Source organism: Candidatus Avelusimicrobium fimicolum, from assembly GCF_021632165.1.
In the GTDB taxonomy this organism is placed as follows: domain Bacteria; phylum Elusimicrobiota; class Elusimicrobia; order Elusimicrobiales; family Elusimicrobiaceae; genus Avelusimicrobium; species Avelusimicrobium fimicola.
This window is the reverse complement of sequence record NZ_JAJWTS010000007.1, coordinates 39474-61255: the sequence shown is the minus strand read 5'-3', so window position 1 is coordinate 61255 and position 21782 is coordinate 39474. Positions and strand designations below refer to the sequence as shown.

At 47.1% G+C, this 21782-nt stretch carries 16 protein-coding genes; 9 read left to right on the top strand and 7 right to left on the bottom strand.

The annotated features are described in order from the left end of the window. Nucleotides 1-235 precede the first annotated feature (235 nt). From ACQY2K_RS04175 to ACQY2K_RS04160, 4 genes are all read right to left on the bottom strand, one after another. Complete coding sequence (locus ACQY2K_RS04175; protein ID WP_428040867.1) at nt 236-4825, bottom strand: hypothetical protein; 4590 nt, start codon at nt 4823-4825, stop codon at nt 236-238. A gap of 218 nt (nt 4826-5043) precedes the next feature. Further along, nucleotides 5044-6180: a hypothetical protein gene (locus ACQY2K_RS04170; protein ID WP_428040866.1), complete on the bottom strand. Its 1137-nt coding sequence runs from the start codon at nt 6178-6180 to the stop codon at nt 5044-5046. A gap of 87 nt (nt 6181-6267) precedes the next feature. Beyond that, nucleotides 6268-7404 carry an AMP-binding protein gene (locus tag ACQY2K_RS04165; RefSeq protein WP_428040865.1) on the bottom strand — a complete coding sequence of 379 codons (1137 nt, stop codon included), beginning with the start codon at nt 7402-7404 and terminating at the stop codon, nt 6268-6270. A gap of 53 nt (nt 7405-7457) precedes the next feature. Further along, nucleotides 7458-7712 carry a phosphopantetheine-binding protein gene (locus ACQY2K_RS04160; RefSeq protein WP_428039868.1) on the bottom strand — a complete coding sequence of 85 codons (255 nt, stop codon included), beginning with the start codon at nt 7710-7712 and terminating at the stop codon, nt 7458-7460. 307 nt (nt 7713-8019) lie between these two features. Here ACQY2K_RS04160 and ACQY2K_RS04155 point away from each other — a divergent pair, with 307 nt between their 5' ends. Together ACQY2K_RS04155 and ACQY2K_RS04150 are read left to right on the top strand one after the other, a co-directional pair. Next, complete coding sequence (locus ACQY2K_RS04155; protein WP_428040864.1) at nt 8020-9459, top strand: MFS transporter; 1440 nt, start codon at nt 8020-8022, stop codon at nt 9457-9459. After that, a complete protein-coding gene (locus ACQY2K_RS04150; RefSeq protein WP_428040863.1) occupies nt 9440-10825 on the top strand; it encodes an MFS transporter in 1386 nt (461 codons plus the stop codon). The genes ACQY2K_RS04155 and ACQY2K_RS04150 overlap by 20 nt, the downstream gene beginning before the upstream one ends. Before the next feature lie 71 nt (nt 10826-10896). Here ACQY2K_RS04150 and rbr read toward each other — a convergent pair whose 3' ends face one another. Then, nucleotides 10897-11436, bottom strand: a complete 540-nt coding sequence (gene rbr / locus ACQY2K_RS04145; RefSeq protein WP_177746892.1) for a rubrerythrin — start codon at nt 11434-11436, stop codon at nt 10897-10899. An 18-nt stretch (nt 11437-11454) separates the two neighbouring features. After that, nucleotides 11455-11907, bottom strand: coding sequence for a transcriptional repressor (locus ACQY2K_RS04140; protein WP_177746890.1), 453 nt, complete (start codon nt 11905-11907; stop codon nt 11455-11457). Nucleotides 11908-12005: 98 nt separating this feature from the next. Here ACQY2K_RS04140 and ACQY2K_RS04135 point away from each other — a divergent pair, with 98 nt between their 5' ends. Next, on the top strand, nt 12006-13193 hold the full coding sequence (locus ACQY2K_RS04135) for an NAD(P)/FAD-dependent oxidoreductase (protein WP_428040862.1): 1188 nt from the start codon (nt 12006-12008) through the stop codon (nt 13191-13193). A gap of 355 nt (nt 13194-13548) precedes the next feature. On the opposite strand, the gene ACQY2K_RS04130 is transcribed toward ACQY2K_RS04135, so the two are convergent. Continuing rightward, nucleotides 13549-13734 carry a hypothetical protein gene (locus ACQY2K_RS04130; RefSeq protein ID WP_428037569.1) on the bottom strand — a complete coding sequence of 62 codons (186 nt, stop codon included), beginning with the start codon at nt 13732-13734 and terminating at the stop codon, nt 13549-13551. Between the two features lie 46 nt (nt 13735-13780). Between ACQY2K_RS04130 and ACQY2K_RS04125 the strand changes: the two genes are divergently transcribed. From ACQY2K_RS04125 to waaF, 6 genes are all read left to right on the top strand, one after another. Further along, nucleotides 13781-14395 (top strand): hypothetical protein, encoded by a 615-nt coding sequence (locus ACQY2K_RS04125; RefSeq protein WP_177746883.1) that lies wholly within the window; start codon nt 13781-13783, stop codon nt 14393-14395. Between the two features lie 117 nt (nt 14396-14512). Next, a complete protein-coding gene (locus ACQY2K_RS04120) occupies nt 14513-16282 on the top strand; it encodes a Na/Pi cotransporter family protein (RefSeq protein ID WP_428040861.1) in 1770 nt (589 codons plus the stop codon). 11 nt (nt 16283-16293) lie between these two features. After that, nucleotides 16294-16611 (top strand): YkvA family protein, encoded by a 318-nt coding sequence (locus tag ACQY2K_RS04115; protein ID WP_428040860.1) that lies wholly within the window; start codon nt 16294-16296, stop codon nt 16609-16611. Nucleotides 16612-16660: 49 nt separating this feature from the next. After that, nucleotides 16661-18838: an AsmA family protein gene (locus ACQY2K_RS04110; protein ID WP_428040859.1), complete on the top strand. Its 2178-nt coding sequence runs from the start codon at nt 16661-16663 to the stop codon at nt 18836-18838. 93 nt (nt 18839-18931) lie between these two features. Beyond that, complete coding sequence (locus tag ACQY2K_RS04105) at nt 18932-20206, top strand: 3-deoxy-D-manno-octulosonic acid transferase (RefSeq protein WP_428040858.1); 1275 nt, start codon at nt 18932-18934, stop codon at nt 20204-20206. Continuing rightward, a complete protein-coding gene (gene waaF, locus ACQY2K_RS04100; protein ID WP_428037807.1) occupies nt 20193-21752 on the top strand; it encodes a lipopolysaccharide heptosyltransferase II in 1560 nt (519 codons plus the stop codon). The genes ACQY2K_RS04105 and waaF overlap by 14 nt, the downstream gene beginning before the upstream one ends. Nucleotides 21753-21782 lie beyond the last annotated feature (30 nt).

The window sequence follows — 21782 nt, the reverse complement described above, 5'->3', positions numbered from 1 at the left end:
CACGCATCAACACTCTCCGGCGCTGGCTTCCCGCCGGGGCGCTCCCTCGATTAGAAAGTGGATGTGCAGTAAATTGCAAGAAGCAAATCATTTGCTTACTTAGTAATTATAACATATATGGGGTGGGTAAAATCAAGTGTTTTTTCGTCGGTAAAAGTATTTTTTTAGCACAATTTTGCAGAGATGAAAAACCCCGGGCCTCAAAAGCCCGGGGTTTCGTCCAAAAAATACTTATTTAATGTTCCGCAACCGGCATATCCGGATACCCTTTCAACACATCGCGCAACTGTAAAATATCAGAAGCGGAGGTCGGTCCGGCATTTTCCTGCAACAGGTTGTGGTTCTTATCCAATGTTTTAAGCGCACTGCAAATGCGGTTTAAACGTTGGGTTTGTTCCAACACGCGGGGGGAATCGGCCGGGTTGAGTTCAGCATATTCCTGCAACGCGCGTTTGGCTTCGTTCTGGTACTGGATGAACAATCTGTATGTACCAGCGGTGGTGGTGCCGTGTTTAATATTGGCAGCCAACTGGTCCAGTTCGTTAATGAGGACGAACACGTCTTCAAATCTGCCCTTGTCCATAGATTTTACTTTCTTTTTGGGCATCAATCTGGAATACCACGGTTTAGCCGCCTCGGACATTACCGGCCCGTTGTACAGACCTTCCGGCACATACGAGAATTTTACATCTTTGGCGGTCATATCAATAGCAGCCAGCGATTTGGAAAGTTGTTCGTATTCGCGGTTAAGCATTACAGACAGGTGGTTTTTCTCCAATATCACCCCGTAAGACTTTACAATGCCTTGCAATTTTTCCAACGAACCCATTACCGTAGAAGAACCTTCCACTTCGCTGATAGCAACCAAACGGTTATAGGATTGCGTCATTTGTTTGAGCATATCCGTCATTTTGTGTTCGGAACTCACGCCGTAGTCCACCATTTGTTTTTCCAATTTGGAAAGCGTACCGTTCACTTCGGACAAGCGTCTGTAAGCGTTCTTTTTGCTGATGCCAAACGATTCCGCATTTACTTTGCCCGATTCAATCGTGTCCATAGTAATCTTGGGTTTGCGGAACAGGCCCAAGAAATCCTTGGTTAAACCCCAGTTGCGCGCCGCCAAAATGCTCGCCACTACCGCAGAGTAACCTAAGATAATACGGTTCATACCTAAGGTAAACGCTTCGCCTGCATTACCCGTCAAGGCGGAAACTTGGTTTACCAGGTCAAGCGCCCATTGCGGGCCGAGATCGGCCAAGCCGAAAGCAATCGCAGAGGCCGTCAAAATACCAATCAAACCGTGGGAGTTAAAGACGGAGTAATCTTTACCCGCCAAACTACCCCAAGTTTTTTCACGGCGTTCAATGCGTTTTAATTGGGCTTCTTTTTCGGCTTCCGTCAAAGAGGTATTCTCGCGGATAGCCACTTTTTCCTTCTGCATAGCCGCAGAAACCATATTCTGCAAGCGGACGGAGTCCAACTGGCCGGGCACAGCCGTAGCCATATAGTGCAACACACCGAATCCAGCCGTAGCCAACGCCAACGGGCCCGAGTACGGCATAAGGGCAATCGCGCCCGCCGTAGCGGCCAACAGAGGCAAAGAAGCACCTGTCAACTGGTCGTCCGTCATTTTCTTGCTGGACACCTGTTTAGAGGCAAACTTACGGGTCATAGCCGTGGCAAACATAAAGCCGGCTACCAACCATTGCCCCACATCGTTACCCAACACGGCGTTTGCGTCCTGGGAAAGCATCATCAAACTGGCCGCATAACTGGCGTACACCAATTTCACACGGCTGGCGATGTCTTTCACGTCGCGCGTATTTCTAAAATTCTGTTTATATAAGGCTTTATCTTCGGCTTCTTCTTTCGCCAGTTGTTCCTTGGAAACTTCCGGCACTTTTACAGCGGCTTTTTCCGCTGCGGCACCTGCGGCCTTTACACCTTTACCCATTTTGTAAATAGGCGTATTAAGGAAGAGCATTTCCGAAGCCGCCAACAGCGCAAGGCCGACAGGAACCACAATCGTAAAGTTCAAACCGGCCGTGGCCAACAAGCCCGTAGCCGCCGTTAAGGCCAGGCGGGACCACTGTTTATTTTCCGAGAAGTCCAAGTGCGCCGCCGTGCGGGCCACCGGGTTCTTATAGTAGTTAAGCAAGGTCTGGATAGACGTATTAGCCATACTTGCACCCAACACCAAGGCTACCGTCGGCAACGACAGAGACAATAAAGATAATGTTTTTACATCAATCGTACCGTACATTCCCAACCCCACCAAAGCGAAGGTTAAGGCCGCAGCGGCACCGCCATAAATGGCCTGAATCGTGTTTTTATGACCGATTTTCGTCATAAGCGGCATCAATTTAGCGGCCACTAACGGGGTAAAATACCCAATACCGCTGACCAAGTTGGACATCAAACCGGAGAAACCCGGCAAGGATTTCAGGGCCGATTTAAAAGGACCGGTCAAAGAGGCACCCGCATCGTTACCCACAAATAAGGCGTGCAGAGTCAAGAACTGCTTTAAAGAGTGCGGTTCATTGAGTTTAAGTTCCAAGTTAAGGCCCGGATTCTTTTCCAACATATTGGCCATAGCCAACATATCAGTAGAGTTATACGGCGTATCTAACGGGACCTGCACAGAACCATTGGCCTGAATTTCTTCCAAAAGTTTAGCAGAGCGTTTGTTCGCGCGGACTGCGGCCAAGTTACCGGACGGCATTACATATTTCCACTGGCCCGATTCGTCCAGCGCGAGTACGAACCCTTTGGGGATGACCAAGCCCGGCTTTTCAGACAAGCCGAATTTGGACAAAAAGCGGCTATACCACGAAGCGTGCGGCTGGGACAAAATACCCACCGGGGCACTGCTGAGTTTGCCGGAGGCAGAGCGGTAGTAGAACGGAATATTGTTAGAGTAGAATACGCCTTTTTTGGTTTCCTTACCCGTAATTCTGTTCTTGGAGGCAAAGCCCGTTGGACGGCAAGAGGAAACGATTAATTGTTCATTAATATCCGGCATTGACGGGACAATACCCGCAAAACTTTCTGTCTCCAAGGGCAAAACATTTACGTTATCCCAGGCACTGCGGACCTTCTTTTCCCAGTTCGGGTCAGAGGTAATCATTTCCAGTTCTTTTTCAAAGGAGGACTGGGCCGTAGCATCAGACACCGCAGCAATCGCCGTATTTAACGATTGGGAAGCGTACAAGTGATACAACGCCTTACCCAATTCTTCGGGGTTTTCTTTTTTAGACTCAATCCAGCGTTGCGTTTCCGCAGACATTTTGCTAATGGATTCGTTAAATTTACCCTGGTTATACAGAGAAACCAACGCCTGCTCTTTGTATTTTTGAGAGGCGGCACTTTCCAAAATCGTGCGCAACTGTGTAGCTAAGGGGTATTCTTTGGATAAAATGTTTAAAGCCGTACTGTTGGCTACGCTTTCGGCATCGTGCGTAAACCATCCGCGCACCCGGCTAGCGGTTTTGCTCAGCCATTTGGGGCTGACGGGAATAATGCTGCTATATACCGTGCCGGAGTTGGAAGCGGCAGGAGTTTCGGACGCCGCAACTTCTCCGTCTGCGGCGGCAGGCGTATAAGCAACGTGTAAACCATCCGGCAAGGTAATATCGCCCAAGTTTACATCCACTTTCGGTGCAGGCGTATTGCCCGCAGGTTTAGCGGCAGGTTCGGACACTGGGCTCGCAACGACTTGGCCTTTTTTGGCATTTAACGCCACCCAATCCGCCGTACCTTTGGCGGATGCATCCAAGTGGCGCGCGTTCAAACGGTTCCAATACGTAAGTGCCTTACTGGCATTGGGAGCAATTTTGGCGGAACTCATTTGTGCGGCCGTTACGGTAGGAAGCGTTACGGGCAAATTATTCGCTTTTACATATTGGCTAACACCAGCCCAGAAATCGCCATACAGTTTGCCATTAATCGTGGAGAGTTGGGCCAATTTTTCAAGCCCTTCGTAAGCCTGCAACGTCAAGAGAGAGCGGCCGATAACCACCTCACTGAACGTCTTTAATGCTTGGGGAGTTTTATTATAAGTATCTAATAACAGGGAAGCATCCTGGACCGTGCCGTAGAAACCCAAATCTGCCGCAGCGGCCATAGTCTGCCCCCAAGCGGACAAATCTTTAAGACCCTCGGAATCAGCAGACAAGCGGCTGATATCGGCCATCGTTACGTCCCTATTTAAAGCAGAGGAAGAACGGTAATTGCGCAAAAGACGCACATAAGTATCTTTGGCAAGAGACGCTTGTTTAGAGGTCGTAGCAAAGCCTTTTTCCACGGTTACGCGCGTATAGGCGTCTAAAATCAGTTGGTCGTGTGCAGAGGGGGTGCGCTGAACATCAAAAATTTGCCTCATTACTTCGCCCGCGTCTTTGGAGGAAAATTCCTTTGAGGCTAAAAGCGTATCTACTTCCGTTATAGTTTTAGAAGAAAGGGAAGCGGCGTGGGCGGCATCAATGCTTTGGTCCAAAGCGGCCGACAACTGCGGGTTTACGACCCCCGCAGGAGTAACAATTCCGTTGGGAGAAACAGAACCCGGCACATTAGGCACGGAAACAGTAGGAACATTTCCTTTTACATTAATCTGCGGTATATTCGGTCCTTTGACTTTTACGCCCACAGCCCCACGGGCAGTACCCGCCACTTTGCCGGCTTGTTTTCCGGCGGCTTCGGCAGCTCTTTCTGCAGACTTTACCACTTTGCCAGCATTTTTTGGTAGTCTATACAATTGGGCAAAAGAAGGGGCAAAACTCCCGAAAATAAGAGTGAAACTTAAAACTAACGATATTAATTTATTCATATACTTGTCTCCCACGAAGTACACTTCTATACCTTCATACTATCACAAAACCCGACGGATAACAAGGGCCAAAGGACCCATTTTTTATATGGGTCCTTTGGCCTATCTTCGTCGGATAAGGTCTTTCATTTATTATTGTAACACAAATTCTCCGCCGTGTCAGCCCCCTATAACGCAAAAACCCCGCCTTGTGGGCGGGGTTTTGATAAAAGGCAATGCTATTTGGCTTTACCTTTGTTGTGGATGATAAACATCCAGTCCTCAGTAGCCGTAACCGACGGGTCCAAATGCAACTCGTTTAAGGCTCCGCGGGAAAGCAAGATTTTGCGCACTGCATCAGGCAGCGCCACTACATCCAGCCCCTTAGAATTATTTATAATATAGGAACGCTCAAATGGGATATTATGTGCCGTCGCATATTCTTGGATTCCCTGCCAAAAATCTTTATACAAAGTATCATTTAAAGCCACCGTAAAAAAGAAACCACCTAATTTGTCCACAGCCCCCATACTGAGTAATGCCCGGCCTATGATTACTTGGCTAATGGGTTTGAGAACGGCTGGGGCCTCATAATAAGCAGAAGACAAAGCATTTACGTTGTCCCTGGTGGCACTGCCAAACATACCCATAGTCGTAGCGGCGGCCATTTTATTGGCCCAAACATAAACCTGCGTGGACGGTAAGTTTTCTTCGCCAATCTTTATGCTGGTGGAAGATTCGTAAGAATAATAACGCGTCAATATCTCTTCCGCCTTTTTTACAATGGCTTCTGCATCCTTAGCCAAATAGGGTTTATGGCTGGCCACGAGCAACGGAAAATTATTAAAAGCAAATTCATATTCTTTGTCAAACGAAAGGTCTTTGTCCATATGGGCCATTCTGTTTTCGTAATACTTAAACAGGTCCGCCTCGGACAGCGGGAGTTCTTCGTTAAACAAGTAATACTGTTCCGAAGTGCCCTTTTCTGCCACAGTAGCCCGAATATCTTTAAGTTTCTCCATCGGGCGCATTACGTTTGTCTCTATTTCCTGTAAACGGGCCTTAGAAAGCGTGGGGGCATTCACCGCCGGTACCGCCGGAGCAAAAGCCGTTGTATTTATTCTAGGCGCGGCCGGAACAGCCACGTGCGGCACAGCCGTAGGAAGTTTAGGCGCAACCGGGACAGACGCCTTGGGTAATTTAGCCGCGGGAACTTTCACTTTGGGCACGGCAATAGGCTTAACGGCCGCAGCAACTTTTCCCGCCGCCTGCACCGCACCAGTGCCGGACTTAATCAAATTTTGCGCAAAAGTCGTTACAGCATTTACGCCAAGCAGAGCAACAACACTAAAAGAAACCAACCAAACGCGTTTCATATTTCCTCCCGGAATAATTCAATAACTCCTATATTTTATAGGATAGGCAAAAAAACCGTTTGTGTCAAGGCATAATTCAGTTTTTTGCTACCAATCGGCATCTTTTTCCATTGAGGAAACAGGTAATTCGTTCCCAAAGGTAAAAGAGCGGGGTAGTTCGTGTACGGTCAGCCGCTGGCCCAAATAAGTGCGGATAATGCCCAAATGCTCCGGAGAGTAGCCGTCGTTTAACACGATAAACGCCTTTAAGCGTTCGCCCTCCTCGGGGCGCATTAAGCGCACGCGGCAAGCCTTTACCGCCGGATGTGCGGACAAAACCGTTTCCACCCGTTTAGGAAACACATTGACACCTGCCACCTGTACGCAGGCATCACTGCGTTTTAACGGAATTAACAATCGTCCCTGCGTAGCCTCTACCTCGTCGGGCAGGGTAAGCCAAGCATTTTGACTTTTGCGCTTAATTTGCGGCTGTTCGTCAGTGAAAGAAAGATCCCAAAACGGGAATAATTCAAAGGCCTCTGTGCTCTGGTGGCGGCGGGCAATTGCACCCGTCTCACTGGCGCCATAAATTTCGGTAAACTGTGAGGCCCCCAATTTATAGAGCGCATCTATAATTTCTTTTTTGCAGGGTGCGGTGGAGGACATTGCGTGCACCCCCTTTGGAAAGGGTATTTCCAAGTGGACCCAATAGTTCCAAAACAGCGGAAACCCGACTATTAAATCGCCCTCTTGTAAAATATCTCTCCACGGTTGGGTGGGTAACGCCGGAAGCGCAAGCACAGGCACATTTAGCGCGTACGGCAGCGTAACAGTAAAGGAAAAGCCGTACATATGGTTAGAGGGTACGAGCGACACGACGCGCTTAACGTCTTTAAAATCGGAAGCCAAGCCGTTGGCTTCTTCTTCAATCATATTAAGTGTATGAATACAGGGCTTAGGCGTACCTGTACTGCCCGAGGTTAAAAAAGTCAACTTCCGCCCGTGCAAAAACGCGGCATAAGAATAATCTGTCATTAAATTTAAAGACGAAAATACGCGCGGCTCGTACCCGAAAAAGAGTGCCGCCTTGTCGGACACTGCCTTTAAAATTTGCTGCGGCAACCGTTCAAAAAAATCCTCTCCGCCTTTTTCGTCCAACAGAGCCAAAGAATCCACCTTTTTACGGGCCAATTCCGTGCGAAACATATCCGTCAATATGCGTTTTATATCCTTTAACAATAACATAAATTTCCGTCTCCCCGGCCGTTCCCGGCTGTCATAGTGCCCCTAATAAGCCCTTATTTCTGCCGGTTTTTTTCCACATATTCAGCCAAAGTACCAAAATCTTTAAAAATAGTGCGGCCTTGCTGCATATTTTCAACCGTAATTCCATATTTCTTTTTCAACAGCATAATAAGTTCCATCGCCTCTATGCTATCTAACCCCTGTTCGCCGAAAATCGGGTCGCTTTCGCCAAAGTTGGACAAATCGGCCCCGCCTAAATCAAGCCCCGAAGCAATCATCTCTTTAATTTCATCAATCATTTTCCGCATAGCAACTCCACGAATTAAAATAATTTTAAAATGGATTATGGATATTTTATACAAATTTTTTTCTTTTAGCACCCATTTCTTATAACTATAAACAACAATTAACCCTAAGGATAAAACGTATTTTTTCAACGCTCCGTCCGGCAAAATGGAGGAAACGGAGCCAATAACTAATGCAATTTCCGGAGGGTAGGCTCGTTGTAAACTCACTTCAAATTAACTAAAATAAGAATATAGGTATCTGGGCGCTTTATCATATACCCCGGACAATAAACTGTTTTCCAACAGTTAAAACTATCCTAATAATATTATGAAATTAAAAACACCCCACATTGCATACAAATGGCTGATTTTTTCCGTAACGGCTATTGGAGTCTTTATGTCCACGCTGGACGGGGGCATTATTAATGTGGCCCTGCCTGTTATGGCGAAGGACTTAAATGCCAGTTTGGAGCGTATCCAATGGGTTGTCAGTATTTATCTGCTAACCACAACCTGCTTTTTACCTGTATTTGGCAAATTGTCCGATATGTATAGCCGGAAATACCTGTATTTGACAGGTTTTTTGCTCTTTGGTATCGGTTCTTTTGCGGCTACATTTTCACAAAATTTAAGTTGGATGATTTTTTCGCGCGCCCTGCAAGGATTAGGGGCCAGCGCGATGATTTCCAACTGCCAGGCCATTATTGCCAAAGCCTTTAAAGGCAAAGACCGGGGCCGCGCCTTGGGCGGTATCGGGGCAATGGTGGCGGCTGGTTTTTTGGCAGGCCCGGCGGTGGGAGGATTTTTAATCCAACATTGGGGTTGGCAGTCGGTCTTTTGGATAAATGTACCTATCAGTATGCTGGGCATTTGGCGCGGCATACAAATTATTCCGCATTTTAAGCCCGTAACCCAAGTAAAACTGGACTGGAAGGGCGCGGTTTGCTTTATCCTGTTTTGTTTTTCCTTTCTCTATGCGTTGGACGAGGGGGAAAACCAACACTGGACGTCCTTTCTCATTTTAGGCTCGTTTACAGCCGCCTTTATCTTTTTTGCCGGGTTTTATTGGCGCGAAAGAACCAGCAAAACACCGTTTATCGGCTTGTCCCTTTTCAAAATACAGGCTATTTCGTACGGGTGCATAGTATCTTTGCTGGGATTTATTGCATTAAGTTGCAACAGTATTTTATTTCCGTTCTATATGGCAAACATTTTGCATTTATCTCCGGTACATATGAGTTTGCTGTTGATGCCGTTTCCGGTAGCGTTGGCCATATCATCGCCGTTTTCGGGGTGGCTGTCGGAAAAACACTCTGCAAGGCTTATCACCACCATAGGATTTGGGTTTATCATTATCGGTGCCGCTATGTTTGTGGGAATTGGCAAAAACCCCTCTTACACCTATATTGTAATTGCCCAAATGATTATGGGATGCGGTTCGGGTACATTTCAGGCCCCTAATAATAACACCATCGTCAGCGCCGCCCCCGCAAACCGCCTGGGTATGGTGGTTAGTTTAAGTGCCTTGGCGCGCAATATGGGGGCTGTAATGGGAATTGCGCTCTCTGTGCTTATCTTTTCCGCCGCGCGCCGCCATTATGTAAATCTTGGCGCGGACTATGCAACCGCTTTTATGAACGCATACCAATATTCAATGATTTTCTGCATTGTGGTTTCGTTGGCGGCGGCATACTTTTCCGCCGCGCGCGAAAAGCGCAAGAAACGCCAAGCACAGCCGAGGGGATTCTATGAAACAACGATGGCTTAACCTCTCACGCAAATGGCTTATTTTTACAGTAACCTCCACGGGAACCTTTATGGCTACGCTGGACGGCGGAGTGGTAAATATTGCCTTGCCCTCTATGGCGGGGGAATTTAACGCCGGTATTGAAAGCATACAATCGGTTGTCAGCGTGTATTTGCTCGCGGTAACGTGCTTTTTGCCCGTATTCGGGAAATTATCCGATATGTTCAGTCGCAAAAAAATGTATTTAAGCGGCTTTTTGCTCTTTGGTATCGGCTCGCTGTTATGCTCTTTGGCGGGCAGTTTGCCTATAATGATTGTATCCCGCGCGGTACAGGGGTTAGGCGCAAGCGCAATGATGGCAAACACACAGGCGATTATCGCCAAAGCCTTTGTGGGCAAGGACCGGGGCCGCGCTTTGGGCGGAGTTGGCGCCGTGGTGGCATTAGGCTCTTTGACCGGACCGGCAGTCGGGGGGTTTTTAATTCAGCATTGGGGTTGGCAATCGGTCTTTTGGGTGAATATTCCCGTTAGTTTAATTGGTATTTGGCGCGGCATACAAATTATTCCGCGTTTTAAGCCCAAGACAAAAATCCGTATGGACATCAGCGGTGCGGCCTTTTTTATCTTATCCAGTTTAAGTTTCTTATATGCTATGAACGAAGGCTCAAATAAAGCCTGGACCTCACCTGTCATTTTAGGGGCATTTGCGGCGGCTGGGCTGTTCTTTTTGCTGTTTTATTACCGGGAACGGGTATCCAAAACGCCTTTTATTGGATTAGACATTTTTAAAATTCCAGCCATTTCCTACGGTTATGTAGTAGCGGTACTGGGTTTTATGTCTATTTTTACAAATGCCGTTTTATTCCCTTTCTATGCGGCTTACATTTTGCATATTGACCCGGTACAAACCGGTCTTTTGGTATTGCCGTTCCCGGTAGCATTGGCCGTTTCTTCCACCGTTAGCGGGATACTTTCCGAGCGGTACCCGGCCCGGATTATCACTACCGCCGGCTTGGGGTTTGCCTTTATGGGATCGGTAATGTTTGCCTTTGTGGGCGAAAACCCATCCTTTGCCTATATTGTGTTTGCACAAGTGATTTTCGGCTGCGGTTCGGGTACTTTCCAAATTCCCAACAATAATACCGTTATCAGCGCGGCACCCAAAAATAAATTAGGCATTGTGTCTAGCGTAAATGCCCTGGCGCGTAATGCCGGGATGATTATGGGGATTGCCTGCTCCGTGGCTGTGTATGCGGCGGTACAAGGGCATTTTGAACAAGCGGGCTTGGATAGTAAAAACGCTTTTTTACGCGGGTATCAGGCTGCTATGTTTTTGGGGGCGGCTTTGGCTGCGGTGGGGGGAATCATATCAGCCAAACGCGCCTGACGCGCCCTTATATTTACAGACAAAAAAAACCCGCCCAAAAGAGCGGGTTTTTTAGTAAATCCACGGAGAACTTAGAAGTTTTCCGGATGAATCATAAAGTAAGCCTGCGGGTGGGCGCACACGGGGCACACCTCGGGGGCTTTTTCGCCGATGTGAATATGACCGCAGTTGGCGCATTCCCACATTACGATACCCGCTTTTTTAAATACTTCATTGGTTTCCACATTGTGCAGGAGTTTGCGGTAGCGTTCCTCGTGCATTTTTTCAATTTTGCCGACGGCTTCAAACAAGAAGGCGAGTTTGTCAAAGCCTTCTTCTTTGGCTTCCTTAGCAAAAGTGGCATACATATCTGTCCACTCGTAGTGTTCGCCATTGGCGGCATCTACCAGGTTTTCAGCCGTGGCAGGAATATTGTTATCGTGCAAGGCTTTAAACCAAAGTTTAGCGTGTTCTTTTTCGTTATTGGCGGTTTCTTCAAAGATTTTAGAAATCTGCACAAAGCCTTCTTTTTTGGCTTTGGAAGCATAATAAGTATATTTGTTTCTGGCTTGCGATTCGCCCGCAAAAGCCGCCATTAAGTTCTTTTCCGTTTTTGTTCCTTTCAGTTCCATAAAGTCTCCTATTTTTACCTATTTATTGCCACGGCACTTGTTGCAAAGGCCGCGCACCTGCAAATTAATCTGTTTTACATCGCCCCAATGTGCCATACCGGCAGGCAAAGGCAAGGACTCGCCGTCCTTTAAAAAGACATCATACACTTCCCCGCAGTTAGTACATACAAAATGACAATGGGGACGCAAATCCCCGTCAAAGCGGGCCTTGGACGACAGCCCCACACGCATAAGCAAATCCATTTCTTCCAACGATGCCAACGTGCGGTACACCGTATCCAAAGACACGTTAGGCATATTTTTCCGTACCGCAAAAAATACTTTCTCCGCGCTTGGATGCTCACACGAGGCCGCCACCGCGCGGAAGATTTCCCGCCGTTGGTTGGTTACTCTTAACCCTCTGGCGCGGCATTGGTCTTCAAAAAAGGCCAAGCGTTTCTGCAATTCGTCGTTCTGTGTATTGGTCTGCATATGCTCGTATTTATTAATAATAATTCTTATTAAGAGTATAGCATATTTGAAAATAAAATCAAATTTTTTCTTTTTGTATAATATAAGAAACCTATCCTATGAATTATAATGAACTGAAAAATACTGTTTTTCATACCGCCATTATCGGCGCAGGAGCCGGCGGACTTTTCTGTGCGGGCAGTTTCAACAGCCCCAAAGTTTTAATAGAACACAATACGCACCCGGGTAAAAAAATAAGTATCTCGGGCGGCGGAAAATGTAATTTTTCAAACCGTTTTGCCAAGTCAACGGATTATGATTGCGCCCATAAACATTTTGTAAAAAATGCCTTGGCCGCTTTTAAGCCGCAAGATTTTGTTTCTTTGCTTGATGAAGCAGGCTTAAAATGGGAAGAACGACAAGACGGACAACTTTTTGCTATGGACGCGCGCGATATCGTGCGCTTTCTCATCCGCCGCGCACGCGAGGCCAACACCCAAATTTTAACGGACACGCTAGCATTGGACGTCCGTCAGGAAAACGGCCTGTTTACCGTAAATACTTCGGCAGGCCCCGTCCGCGCACAGCGCGTGGTATTGGCAACCGGGGGATTATCTTTCCCGGCCTTGGGCGCAAGCAACTTTGGAATTAAAATAGCGCGCCAATTCGGCCTAAATATTATACCCCAACGCCCCGCGCTAGTAGGCCTGACCTTTGATAAAGCCCTGCGCGAGCAATTTTTTAAACTGGCCGGAAACACCTTAAACGCCCATATAACGTGCGGGAAACACGATTTTGAAGGATCCCTGCTCTTTACGCACGAGGGAATCAGCGGCCCGGCTGTATTGTCGGCCTCACTCTTTTGGAAGGAAGGGGAAAAAGTAACCGTAGATTTTCTGCCCGGTGAAGATGCACACGCCCTGTTTAGCGCGCAAAAAAATTCCGCGCACACCTTTGCCGCCGCTTTACACGGCAAAATAAGCACTAAAATTGTAAAAGCCTTATTGGGGGAATTAGATGACAAATTGCCCAACGCCTCCCGCGCGGACATAGAAAAGGCCGCCCAGTCCATAAACCGCTTTGTTTGCCTGCCTGCGGGAACAGGCGGATTTTCCAAAGCCGAAGTAACGGCCGGAGGAATTGACGTGCGCGAAATCAATCCGTCCACTTTCGGGGTGCGCCGCGTGCCAGGTTTGTATGCCATAGGCGAATTACTGGACGTAACGGGCCGGCTGGGAGGCTTTAACTTACAATGGGCTTGGAGCAGTGGCTTTTCAGCCGCCAAAGCATTAGAAAAAATGTTTTAATTTCTTCCCGCAACGCGCGCGTGTTTTGCTATAATGTGGGTGTACACTTTGAATAAGGAGCGGTAATAATGGATATCCGCGAACAACAAAATATATTTTCTCTCTTTTTTAATAGTTTTCGCTTACTGAACCGGGCGGGAACTGCTATCTTTGTACTCATATTTTCGGCAATTTTGCTATACGCAATGATAGCGGGGTTGGCAAAGATGGATGTGCCGCTTTTTTTGGTTAAAATAATGATATGGCCGCTTACCATTTTTTTCTCGGCTGTTTTTTTACGGCAGTTAGGTTGCAAAGCGCAAAATGAAGGGGAGTCTATTGCTGCCTCCTGCTCGGCGTCTGTTTTTCCTACCATTTATAGCATTATTTTAATATTGTTACTGAGCGTGGCACTCGTTGCCTTATCAGTTTTAATGGCCGCATCGCGCTCGGCAATTCTCATAACAATCGCATTTTTATTGATTCTTTTTTTGTATTTCCGCTTGTGTTTTGTTCCCGCGGCCATTGTTTTAAGAGAGCAAGGCCCCATTGCTTCCATCATTTACAGTTGGCAGTTAACCGGCCACCGTTGGGGCATCACTTTGGGGATGTTTTTAATTTTATGCTTTGGCCCGTCTTTACTTATTTCCGCCATAATCCGCGCCCTTTATGTGGGGATTCCGCTCTTTTTTGCGGACAGTTTCAATATAACCGCCTTATCTGCCCCTTGGTATATTGCGGGAGCGGTATTATTGGTGTTAATTTTCTTATTTTGGATATTGCTTGCTTGCTTTTATGTGTTAGTATTTTTAAATGTGGACTTTGGTGAAAATCGCGGCTCCTATACGCCGACCCCCGAAGTGCACCTTACCGAAGAACCGACCCAAATTTTTGGAGCGGATAACAATGTTTTGCCGCCCGGAATCGGCAAGCCGGTTACCGAGCAGGACCTGCAAAACCAGGTAGGGGTGCAAGTAACCCACGCAGCCTTTCAATCTGCCGAACCGGAAACAATTAACCAACATTTAGATAAAGTTTACCAACCGCCCAAGAGCGAGGATATCGTTCAATACGCGGATGAAGACCGTATGCCCACCATTTTGTTTGACGACGAAATGGCCAAGCAAATTGAAGCCAACCAGCAAATGTGGTCCAAACAGACCAAGCACGAAAAAACGGACAACCCGGATGACAACCAAACTTCTATCAAAATGTCCAAGTAACGCTTGCGTTTCTTTATCTATCCCCGCTGTACTTGCGGCGGGTTTGTATGTTTTTGTTACGGAAGGAGCCGAATAAACGGCTCTTTCTTTTTATATAAATAAGGAGAACTCCCACAAATGTCAACCCTGCTTGAAATTTTAAACTTACTCGGCGGCCTGGCCGTATTCTTATTCGGTATGAAAATAATGAGCGACGGCCTGCAAAAGGTATCTGGCGATAAAATGCGCCAACTATTGGGTATCGCCACCACAAACCGCTTCGCGGCCACAACCTGCGGGGCCTTGGTAACCAGTATTATCCAATCGTCCAGCGCCACTACGGTAATGGTTGTCGGCTTTGCCAGCGCGGGTTTATTAAACCTGTACCAATCCTTAGGCGTTATCTTTGGGGCCAATATCGGTACCACAATGACGGCCTGGATTGTCAGTTTGTTCGGCTTTAAAATGCAAATTTCGCTCTTTGCCTTGCCCGTTATTGCTATTGGCTTTTTTGCCCAGTTTATTCCTAAATTTGCCATTGTCCGCCGCATTGGGGAAACATTAGTCGGGTTTGGGCTTCTCTTTTTGGGATTGGACCTGATGAAGAACGCTATCCCGGCCGATTTTGCACAAAATCCGCAGGTGGTGGCTTGGATTTCCCGCTTCCGCCCGGATAATTTATTTAATTTACTTACCCTTATTTTCAGCGGTACCATTTTAACTGTTATTCTCCAATCGTCCAGTGCCGTTATGGCAATGACACTCACCTGCGCCGCCGCCGGAATTATTGACTTTCAAACCTCGTGCGCGTTAGTATTGGGGGAAAATATCGGCACCACTATTACCGCCAATTTGGCCGCTATCGGTGCCAGCAAAACCGCCAAACGCGCCGCCCTCGGACACTTTTTATTTAACATTATCGGGGTATTCTGGGTCGTGTGCATTTTTAAACACTTTGTCAACTTGATAGATTGGCTTGTGCCCGGTTCCCCTTATACCCAAGATCCTGAACAATTAACCGCGGTGTTGCCTTACCACATTTCCGCGTTCCACACCGTATTCAATGTAATCAATACAATTTTAATGTTGCCGTTGCTTAAACAACTGGCGCAATTAACCTATCTTATTATCCCAAAATCTAAACGCGAGGATAAAAAGGAACACGAACTCATCTTCTTATCCACCCGCTTTACTAACACGCCGGAACTGGCCTTAATCGCCGTGCGCAAAGAAGTGGAACGTATGATGAGTTTTGTAACCAAGATGACGGATAAACTGATTCACGCCGTAAAAATTGATGACGACAAAATGTTCACCCGCCTGATTGATGACGTAAAAGCGGCCGAAAAAACGACTGACGTATTGGAGCATAAAATCAATATTTACTTAACCGCGCTGACGCACGGGAACTTATCCCGCCAGGCGGTAGCGCAGGCGTTCTCGCTCTTTGATGTGTTAAACAGCATTGAACATATGGGCGATTGCGGCGAAAAGATTGCCCGCATTTTGGAAAAATTCCACGATAAACAACCGTTTACCGAAGCCGATATTGATGATTTGGAAGAAATCGCCAAACTGACAAAGAACATCACCAAACGGACCCGCCGAATTTTGGTGGATATCCAGCAGCCCACCAGACAATGGCACCTGCAAGCGGAAAAAACTTTTGACGAAGCCCTCCAAGATGAGGAAAAATTAAACTCCTTGCGCAAACGCTTTCTGCACGATTTGCGCGAACGCATCAACGCGGGCCAAAGTTCCACCCCGGACGCCATTACCGCCTATGCCGATATTTTAAATAATTTTGAAAGAATCGGCGACTATGCGCTGCGCGTAAACGAAAACATTTTGGGTATGCGCGCCGAGGAGCGGGCAATGAACGATACTCCGGCCGCTGTGCAAAAATGACAGAGGGAAAAATGAAATTCAGCCCATTAGCGGTATTTAAAGATTTTGCCAGTTTCTTTCCTATGCTATGGGCTGTTTTACGCGGTAAATACAAAATGCCTTGGGCCACGCTTTTCTGGGCGCTGTTGTGTTTGGTATATATGATTTCGCCCATTGACCTGTTGCCCGACGTACTTCCCGTTTTAGGCATTACGGATGACGGAGCCTTTGTCCTTTTGGTACTGGCTATGCTTCATAAAGATTTAGAAGGCTTCCGCCGTTCCCGCACCAAACAGGAAAATGTGATAGAAGCCGAAATCGTCTCCGACGATACGCACCCGCAGAAATAACCCTTTTGCGCGCTTGCCGGACAAAAAATAAAAGAAATACAATATAGATATGAAAAAATTATTCAAATTACTTGTAAAAATTGCGGTCGTATGCGTAATTTTGCTGGCGGCGGGGTTAGTGGCCCTGCGCATAATGTTCCCGCCGGAAAAATTAAAAACAATGGCCGTGGATTATGCAAAAAACAATTTGCAACGGGAAATTTCCTTTGACAAAATTTCCTTTAACGTCATCGGGGTAACGCTGGATAACTTTGCCTTGTCCGAAAACACCTCCTTTCAAAACGGCACTTTTGTTAAAGCCGATAAGTTGGTAGTCAAATTGGCCTTAATGCCGCTACTTAAAAAGCGGGTGGAAATTGCCACCGTATCGGTGGACGGGCTGGACGTAAACGTCATTAAAAACAAAAACGGCTCCTTTAACTTTGACACCCTCATCCCGGCTTCGGACTCCGCCGCTACGTCCGCTGATAACAATAAAAATGACAGTTCCGGCCTGTCCTTTGTTCTGTTGGCGGACAGAATCGTACTCAATAATTGCAACTTTACTTATAAAGATTTGCAAACGGGTATGGACGCTTCGGTCAACAAATTACAGGTGGAAATCCGCGAGTTTGATTTGGATAGTCCCTTTGACATAAAAATCAAATTTACGACTGAATATTCTGCCGCCGGGCTGAATATGACGGTGCCTGTCAGCATTTCCTTGCGCACATTTCTGGCCAATTTAAATCTGCCCGAAGCGTATGTTACCGTCAATGATATTTCCGCCACTTACAAAACGGTAAAATTGCAATTAAAGGGCGGTATCAAAAACTTTGAAGCCCCGCAGGCCGACCTGTCGGGTACGTTAAGCGGTATTAGCAACACGACGGTTGCCGAAATTCTGCCGGACTTGCCGCAATTCTCGCTCCCGGTTATCCATATGGCGGTAAAGGCTGCGGCCGATTTGGAAAAATCTACTGCGGTTATTTCGCAAGCCAAACTCTCGGTAATGGACAGCGCGTTCTCGTTAGCCGGCACTGCCGGTTGGGCGGGGGCGGCCCCCACTTATTCCGTTCAGGCGGACCTTTCTACCAATCTGGGTCAAATCGTTCAAATGACCGATACGGTGGCAGACTTTCAACCCGGCGGGCTGATTACGGGCGCGTTTAAAGCCACTGACAAAAATGACGGTCAAGATATCAGCGGCCAAATCATATTAAAGAACGTAAGCGCAATGTATGCCCCTTTTACGGTAAAAGACTTGAACGGCACCGTCAAAATCGTCTCCATTAATGATATTGCCTGTCCGTCGCTTACCGGTCTGTTAAACGGAGAAAAATTTAGTTCCTCGTTCTCGTATAAAAACATTAAAGATGTACTGAATATTGTTTTTAATGCGGAACTGGATAAATTTACCTTAAAGGAATTTCCTTCCTATGCCACTGCCGAAACAGAAAATGACACGGCCACCTCTTCCGGCAACAAAACAGCCGGGCCTGAACTTTTAATGAACATTAAAAGCAACATTAAAGTCGGCCCTATCAGCGTGCCGTATTTCCGCGCGGACGGTTTTACCTTAAACGCCAACTTAACAGGCGTAAGCGAAACAATGAAAAAGGCTAACGGACAGGTTTTCTTTGTACTGCAACCCGGTGCGATTACGGATATTGATTCGTTTGTAAAAGGGAATAAATACGTTAAAATTTTGCTCCTGCCTATTACATTGGTACGAAATGTGGCAGGCAAGTTAAATGTGGATATTTTCCCGGCGGAGGCTAACGCGCAAAAAGGCGAAATTACCTTTACCAACGGCGAGGGGATTTATACCTTTACAAGCGGTGTTATGCAAGTGGATAAGACGACCTTTGCGTCCAAACTGACAAACATTAACGGAAGCGGCAATATCAATTTCCATACGCAGGCATTGGATATGAAAGTATCCGCCACCGTACTTACATCGCAAACTCCTGTTGTCATCAAAATCGGCGGAACAATGGATAACCCCTCCGGCAAATTAGATGTATTAAACACCGTAGGCTCCGTACTTGGCGGTATTTTAAATTACAAAACGCCCGGCAAGGTTGCCGCCAGCACGGCAAGTACCGCCGGAAACGTGGCCACCGGAGCCGTTAAAACCACGGGTCAAGTGGCGCAAACCGGAGTGGATACCGCCAAAAATGTTATCAAAGGTATCGGCGGCCTGTTTAAAAAGAAAAACACCGCAGACGCTGACTCCGCCAAATAAGCCAACAACTTCTTTACCGGCCCCGGCGCAAACCGGGGCTTTTTTATGCCCAAGTAGCCGACGGCCAGACAAATATCATATAATAAGATATATATGGGAAAACTCCTCTTATTTTTGACTAACCTCATTTTTCCTTTGGCCGCATTGGGTGTGGCACTGGGCTTTTTGTGCTCACCGCGGCGCGGCCTTTTAAAACACTTATACCAAGAATTAAAAGAACGCTTTGGCCTTGAAAAAGAGGGGGAAATACCCCAAGGGGCTTTATGGCTCCATTGTGCAAGTGTGGGGGAAGTAATGTCTATGAAAGAGGTTATCTCCCGCCTAAAAAAGTTTTATAAAAAAGAGGTTATCGTAACCACCACCACCGAAGCGGGAAAAGAAACGGCCTTAAAAAACCCCGACATTACCCAAGCCTTTTTGGCCCCGCTGGATTTTTATCCGTCCTGTAAGCGCTTTATCCGCTTGGCAAAACCGCACCGTCTGTTTGTGGTAGAGCGGGAAATTTGGCCCAATATGCTGGCGGCCGCCCACCAAGCGGGTGTGCCTGCGGCTATTATTAACGGGCGCATTTCTGCCAAATCAGCACGCGCGTATTCTTTTATCAAACCGCTTTTTAAAGAAATTTTTTCCACGCTTTCATTTGCCGCCTTACAAACGCAAGAGGCCGCTTGTCATTACGAGAAATTGGGTATGGATAAAACTAAAATATTTGTCTGCGGAAATGTAAAGTATGACACCTTAAACGATAACCCCGGCAAAGTGGGCGAAGTAGAAAAAATGCTGACGGAATTGGGGTGGAACGGACGTAAAATTTTGGTATTGGGCAGCACGCACCCGGCAGAAGAAACTATGCTCTTCCGCGCGGCACCGGATATTATTAAAACAGGGGCTAAAATTATTTTTGCACCGCGCCACTTGGAACGTAAACCGGAAATAGAAACCGCTCTGCGCCAAAGCGGCCTGCATTACGGATTTATCAGCACTGGGAAATTTGATAAAAACACCGATATTCTTTGCGCTGATGTAATGGGTCTGCTGCAATCTCTCTATGCCTGCGCTTCGCTTACTTTTGTGGGCGGCTCGGTCGTACCGAGGGGAGCGCATAACCTGTTAGAACCGGCGATTTTATCTAAAACCGTTTTGTTCGGCCGCTATTTTTACAATGCCCCCTTAACCGCCCAGTCTTTATTGGAAAGCGGCGGGGGAGTGTTGGTAAACGAGACCAATTTTAAAGAAACGGTGCTGCGGTTGCTGGCTGACCCGGCACAACTGGAAAATATGTCCGAAAAAGCGCGGAAAACGGCGCTTAGTTTTAAAGGAGCAACCAACCGTATAATGGAAGTGGTAAATAATTATGAACGAAAATAACCCGAATATTTTAGTTGTGCGTCTTTCTTCGCTGGGGGATATTGTTTTGTCCTCTCCGGTATATAAGAATATCAAGGCCCAATGGCCCAACGCGCGCATTACACTAATGGTAAAGCCGCAGTTTGCCCAAGTGCTCGCCGGACACCCGGATATTGACGAAATTATGGTCGCCAAAAAGGGGTTATGGGCCAATATCCGCCAAATCCGCGCGGGGCATTTTACGCACTATTTGGACCTTCACGCTACCTTAAAAAGTATTTTGATGGGCTTTTTCAGCCGTATTCCGCACCGCGTCCGCTACGACAAGAACTCCGTAGCGCGCCGTATGTTTGTAAAATTCCACAAAACTTCCCCGGTACTTGAAAAACACACCTTGGAAAAATACTTGGAAGCACTTAAACCGTGGGGCATTGAAATCAAATATAAAGAACCTAAACTGGGAGATTGGGCGTATGAAGATGCTAATCTGGCCGGTAAAAAAGTAAATAAAATCGGTATTTTCCAAACCTCGTTCATTGGTGACAGCGTACTGACGACTCCGCTTATCCAAAAGACGGCTAAACTCTTTCCCGAGGCTAAAATCGTGGTGATTACCCGCCCGCAGACGGAAGATATTTTTAGACCAATGAAAGAGGTTTCCGAGATTATTTTAAACGATAAACGCGGCTGGAATAAAATCGTCGGTGTGTGGAAAACGGCTAAGGCTATTAAAGCCTCCGGCATTGATATCCTGCTCGTGCCGCACCGCAGTTTTAGAAGTGCGCTCATCGCTTGGCTTTCCCGTGTGCCCGTGCGCATTGGATTTACGTCCAGCGAGGGGTGGTTTTTATACACTAAAACGGTACCGTTCTCTTGGATGATTCACGATGCGGAGCGCAATTTGTCGCTCTTGCAAGGCATTGTAAAGGAAAAATTCAAGGCCGAAAAACTCAATATGCGCTATGCGCCGTCTGCCGAGGAAAATGTCGCCCGCCTGATGAAAGATTTTAATTTAGAAGGCAAAACGCTTGTCGGTATCCACGCAGGGAGTGCCTGGCCGACAAAATGCTGGCCGATGGAATATTTTGTGCAACTTATCAGCCGCCTGCAAACAGAACTGGGTGTACAGGCCGTACTCGTAGGAGGGGGGAATAAAGATGCAGACCTCGGCGAAAAAATCTGCCAACTTTCCCAAGGGCACGCCGCCAACTTATGCGGCAAAACCAGTTTGGCTGATTTAATGGCTTTAATGAAGCACTTTAAACTCTTTATTACCAATGACTCCGGCCCGATGCACATTGCCACCGCCTTTGACGTGCCGACCTTGGCTATCTTTGGGCCGACCACACGCGAACTGGGCTTCTTCCCATATGGGGAAGGACACCGCGTAGTAGAGGTAAAAGATTTGCCTTGTCGCCCGTGTGCGTTGCACGGGGGGAAAAAATGTCCCTTGGGTCATTTTAAATGTATGCGGGATATTTTGCCGGACCGCGTATTTGAAAACGCCAAGGAAATGCTGGCGGAACATCACAATATCCCTGTTCCACACGAAGAATTACACAAATAGGCCTGTGAAAAAACCCCGCTTAAAAAGCGG